We start from the raw sequence: 4,970 nt of genomic DNA on the forward strand, positions 1-4,970 counted from the left end.
ACAACCGGAGGCCTTCACCTGTCAGACCGACACACCGCCGCCAGGCGGGACAACCTCCCCGGACATCACACCTAGGGCGTGTTCCGAAGTCCCACCCTCCGGGACACTCCCCGGCCGAAGGACCACGCCGATCTCCTGGCGGTCGTCCTCGGCCCGGGGCGACGACGCTGGTCGAGCGACGCTCTGGCACACTCCTTCGGCGCACCTCCCTGGCGGGAACGGCTCGCGCGGTGAACCGCCCGGCAGCGGTCGCGTTCGCTCAACTCCCGGTCCGCGCGCGGACCAACGCACCAGCCTGAACTGGGTATGACCAGCACGTGGCGGACCTCGTGGGCATCGCCGAGGCGGTCGGCGCGGGTGTCGACGTCGTCGGGGTGGCGGTCATCGTCGTCGGCGCCCTCGTCGTGACGGTCGTGTTCGCGGTTCGTCTCCGACGCGACGGCGGCCGGCTCTCCGGCGCGTACCGGCTCTACCGGCAGGACCTCGGGCGGGCGATCCTGCTCGGGCTGGAGTTCCTGGTCGCCGGTGACATCATCCGTACCGTCGCCGCGTCCCCGACGTTCACCAGCGTCGGGGTCCTCGCACTGATCGTCGCGGTGCGGACCGTGCTCAGCTTCTCGCTCGAAGTGGAACTGGAGGGCGCCTGGCCGTGGCAGCGCCGCAGGACGACCCGCCCGCCGGACACGCCAGAGGTGTGACACCGGAGGTCACGCGGCACAGGGACCCGGCCGGCGCCTACAGCACCTTGAGGTAGCGGTCGCGCTCGTACTCCGTCACCTGGCGACGGTAGTCCTCCCACTCCGCGCGCTTGTTGCGCAAGAAGAAGTCGAACACGTGCTCGCCGAGCACGTCGGCCACGAGTTCGCTGCGCTCCATCGAGACGATGGCCTCATCGAGGCTCTGCGGCAGCGGCTCGATGCCCATCGCGCGGCGTTCGGCCGTGGTCAGGGCCCACACGTCGTCCTCCGCGCCCGGGGGCAGTTCGTACCCCTCCTCGATACCCTTGAGCCCGGCACCGAGGATGACCGCGAACGCGAGGTACGGGTTGCAGGCCGTGTCCAGCGACCGGAACTCGATGCGGGTCGCGTGGCCCTTCTGCGGCTTGTACATCGGCACGCGCACGAGGGCGGAGCGGTTGTTGTGGCCCCAGCAGATGTACGGCGGGGCCTCGCCGCCCGCGCCCGCGGAGGCGCCGACACCGCCCCACAGCCGCTTGTAGGAGTTGACCCACTGGTTGGTGACCGCGGTGAGCTCGGCCGCGTGCCGCAGGACGCCCGCGATGAACGCCCGTCCGACCTTGGAGAGCTGGTACTCCGCGCCGGGCTCGTAGAAGGCGTTGCGGTCGCCCTCGAACAGCGACATGTGGGTGTGCATGCCCGAGCCCGGCTGTTCGGTGAACGGCTTGGGCATGAAGGATGCGTACACGCCGTGCTCGAGCGCGACCTCCTTCATCACCAGCCGGAACGTCATGATGTTGTCGGCCGTGGTCAGCGCGTCGGCGTACCGCAGGTCGATCTCCTGCTGGCCGGGCCCGCCCTCGTGGTGGCTGAACTCCACCGAGATGCCCATCGACTCCAGCATCATGATCGCGCTGCGCCGGAAGTCGTGCGCGGCGCGGTGCGGAGTGTGGTCGAAGTAGCCGCCCGAGTCGACCGGCTCCGGCTTGCCGCCCTCGGTGACCTGCTCCTTGAGCAGGTAGAACTCCAGCTCAGGGTGCGTGTAGAAGGTGAAGCCCAGGTCGGCGGCGCGGGCCAGCGTGCGCTTCAGGACGAAGCGCGGGTCGGCGAAGCTCGGCGTGCTGTCCGGCATGAGGATGTCACAGAAGATCCTCGCCGTACCCGGTGCCTCGGACCGCCACGGCAGCACCTGGAAGGTCGATGGATCCGGCTTGGCGAGCATGTCGGCCTCGTGGATCCGCGCGAAGCCCTCGATCGAGGACCCGTCGAACCCGATGCCCTCCGCGAACGCCTGTTCGAGTTCGGCAGGCGCGACAGCGACCGACTTGAGGAACCCGAGCACGTCGGTGAACCACAGCCGGATGAAACGGATGTCGCGCTCCTCCAGCGTGCGGAGCACGAACTCCTGCTGACGATCCAAAACCGATCCCTTCGTAAGCTCGGAGACTTCAGTGGCAACTTACATTGTGCCGTCTCCGTGTTTCTCCCACGTTACGAGTCCTGATCAGCTGCCTGATCAGGCGTCCTCCACCTCGCCGACCTGCGCGGCCGCCGGGTCGAGGACACGGGACAGGAACGTGCGGGTGCGCTCGCTCGCGGGCGCGCCGATGACCTCCGCCGCCGGGCCCTCCTCCACGATCACGCCGCCGTCCATGAAGACGACGCGGTCGGCGACCTCGCGGGCGAAGCTCATCTCGTGGGTGACCACCATCATGGTCATGCCCTCGACGGCGAGGCTCCGCATCACCGCGAGGACGTCGCCGACGAGCTCGGGGTCGAGCGCGGACGTCGGCTCGTCGAAGAGCATCACGGCCGGGCCCATCGCCAGGGCGCGGGCGATCGCCACGCGCTGCTGCTGGCCGCCGGACAGCTGCGCCGGGTAGGCGCCGATCTTGTCGGCCAGCCCGACGCGCTCGAGGTTCTCGCGGGCCGTCTTCTCCGCCTCGGCGGCGGACCGCCGGAGCACCTTGCGCTGGGCGACGGTGACGTTGGCCAGCACCGACAGGTGCGGGAAGAGGTTGAACTGCTGGAAGACCATGCCGATGCGGCGGCGTACGGCGTCGATGTCGCACTCGGGGTCGGTCAGCTCGACGCCGTCGACGACGATCGTGCCCGAGGTCGGCTGCTCCAGGAGGTTCACGCAGCGCAGGAGGGTCGACTTGCCGGACCCGGACGGGCCGATCACGCAGACGACCTCGCCGGCACCGACCTCCAGGTCGATGCCACGCAGCACCTCGAGCTCGCCGAACGCCTTGTGCAGATCGCGTACCTCGATCATCGCTGTCCCCTCTTCTGCCGGGCCTCGAGACGCCGTGCCAGGTAGCTCAGCGGGATCGTGACGATCAGGTAGCAGAGCGCCGCGATGATGATGGGTGTGGAGTTGCCCTGCTGGCTCGCCACGTCGTTGGCGTACTTGGACAGCTCGCGCTCGGTCAGGGTGAGGCCGAGGAACAGCGCCAGCGAGGAGTCCTTGAACAGCAGGACGAGCTCGTTGGTGAGCGGCGGGATCACGATCCGCAGCGCCTGGGGCACGACGATCGTCCGCATCGCGCGGCCGTGCGACATGCCGAGCGTGCGCGCCGCCTCCATCTGGCCGCGTGGCACCGCCTCGATGCCGGCCCGGATCGTCTCGGCCATGTACGCGGCCGAGACCAGCCCGAGGGCGAGCGCCGCCTGGCCGTACACCCCGCCGGGCAGATTGGTGCCGGGGAAGGCCAGCGGCACGCCCGTGCCCACGAACACGAAGATCAGCAGGGCGGGCAGGCCGCGGAACACCTCGATGTACACGAGCGCGAACCAGCGGTACGGCGCCGCGGACGACAGCCGCATCAGCGCCAGGACGAGTCCCGCCGCGAGGCCGAGGACGAACCCGGTGATCGTGTAGATCAGGGTGTTGCGGAGCCCGACGGTGATGACGTCGGGGAAGAGCTGCTTGGCGATGCTCCAGTTGGCGAAGTTCGTGTGGATCTGGCCCCAGTCGGCCGATGCGACCAGGCCGACGACCACCACGACGAAGATGGCGTACTCGCCGCCGAGCACCAGTTGCCGGCGGCGGCGCCGCGTCAGCCGTGGCGCCGCTTCCTGTGCCGTCGCCACGCTCAGCTGCCCGCCGGGAGCGGACCGATCCACTTCTCGTAGATCTTCTTGTAGGTGCCGTCCTGCTTGGCCTGGTCGATCACCTGGTTGATGATCGCCAGCAGCTTGGGGTTGTGACCCTTGCGGACCGCGTAGCCCAGCTGTTCGCCGGTGTGGATGTTGGCCGCGAGGCCGAACTTGGCGTTGGCCGGGTCCTTGAGCCAGCCCTGCACGACCGGGTAGTCCGCCATGATCGCGTCGACCTGGGCGCTGCGCAGGCCGTTGAGCAGGCTCTCGGCGTCCTTGTAGGACTTGGGGTCGATGCCCTTGCCCTGGAGGAACTCCTCGCTGGTGGTCTGCGCCTGGGCACCGATCTTGATCTTCTTGGCCTTCAGGTCCTCGACCGTGGCGTACGTGATGCCCTTCTTGGTCATCACGGCCTGAGTGGCGTCGAAGTAGGGCTTGGAGTAGTCGATGAACTTCGCCCGGTCGGCCGTGATCGTCATGCCCGCGGCGGCCACGTCGCACTTGCCCGCGTTCAGCGCCGAACCGGTCTTGATCGTCTCAAAGGGCGTGTCGATGATCTTCTGGGTGACGCCGAGTTTCTTGGCCACCAGGTCGATCAGGTCGACATCGAAGCCGACGACCTTGCCGCCCTGCGGAGACTGGAACGGCGGGTACGGCATATGAGTGCAGGTCGTGATGGCGCCTTTCTTCACGAGCTTGGCGCCCTGGACCGTCACCCCCTTGTCTCCGCTGCCACAGGCGGTGACGACGAGGGCGGTCGCGCAAAGCCCGGCTGCGGCGGCCAACCGGCGACGTATGGGCACAATTCCTCCAGGTTCGCTGCAAAGCAATGCCCGAGACTATGTCATATCTGCCGCTACCAGGAGGGACGACTGCAGGTCACGACCTGGCCACGACGAGGAACCTCGCGGCGATCGGCGCGGCGACCTTTCCGCCCTCTCCCCCGTGCTCGACGAAGGCCGCGAACGCCAGGTCACCGCGGTATCCGATGAACCAGGCGTCGGTGTGACCGGCGGAGTCGTACTCGGCGCTGCCCGTCTTGCCGTGCGTCCCGGCGGGCAGACGGGCGCCCGCGGCCGTCCCGTACCGCACGACGTCGCCCATCATCGAGCGGAGCCCGGCGGTGACCGCGGCCGGGAGCCGTTCGGCCGCGCGCCGGCCGAGCAGGTGCCCGGCGACCAGCCGCGGGGA

6 protein-coding genes are annotated in these 4,970 nt (G+C 68.9%); 1 reads left to right on the plus strand and 5 read right to left on the minus strand.

What is annotated here, in order from left to right; translation table 11 throughout:
• Positions 1-317: 317 nt before the first annotated feature.
• Positions 318-698 carry a DUF1622 domain-containing protein gene (locus ACFFNX_RS42040; protein ID WP_378211832.1) on the plus strand — a complete coding sequence of 127 codons (381 nt, stop codon included), beginning with the start codon at positions 318-320 and terminating at the stop codon, positions 696-698.
• Positions 699-735: 37 nt separating this feature from the next.
• Here the strand turns inward: ACFFNX_RS42040 and glnA are convergent, their stop codons facing one another.
• The 5 genes from glnA to ACFFNX_RS42065 all read right to left on the minus strand — a co-directional run.
• The gene (gene glnA / locus ACFFNX_RS42045) at positions 736-2,097 is read right to left on the minus strand and encodes a type I glutamate--ammonia ligase (protein ID WP_378211834.1); all 1,362 of its coding nucleotides are present in this window, start codon (positions 2,095-2,097) and stop codon (positions 736-738) included.
• 96 nt (positions 2,098-2,193) lie between these two features.
• Positions 2,194-2,955, minus strand: coding sequence for an amino acid ABC transporter ATP-binding protein (locus ACFFNX_RS42050; protein WP_378211836.1), 762 nt, complete (start codon positions 2,953-2,955; stop codon positions 2,194-2,196).
• Positions 2,952-3,806 carry an amino acid ABC transporter permease gene (locus ACFFNX_RS42055; protein ID WP_378211838.1) on the minus strand — a complete coding sequence of 285 codons (855 nt, stop codon included), beginning with the start codon at positions 3,804-3,806 and terminating at the stop codon, positions 2,952-2,954. The genes ACFFNX_RS42050 and ACFFNX_RS42055 overlap by 4 nt, the downstream gene beginning before the upstream one ends.
• The gene (locus ACFFNX_RS42060) at positions 3,776-4,495 is read right to left on the minus strand and encodes a substrate-binding periplasmic protein (protein WP_378211840.1); all 720 of its coding nucleotides are present in this window, start codon (positions 4,493-4,495) and stop codon (positions 3,776-3,778) included. Before ACFFNX_RS42060 ends, ACFFNX_RS42055 begins: the two co-directional genes overlap by 31 nt.
• Before the next feature lie 163 nt (positions 4,496-4,658).
• Positions 4,659-4,970 (minus strand): penicillin-binding transpeptidase domain-containing protein (locus tag ACFFNX_RS42065; protein WP_378211842.1); only part of this gene is annotated, 312 nt, incomplete at its 5' end.

Source organism: Actinoallomurus acaciae (genome assembly GCF_042429965.1).
GTDB classification, from domain to species: Bacteria; Actinomycetota; Actinomycetes; order Streptosporangiales; family Streptosporangiaceae; genus Actinoallomurus; species Actinoallomurus acaciae.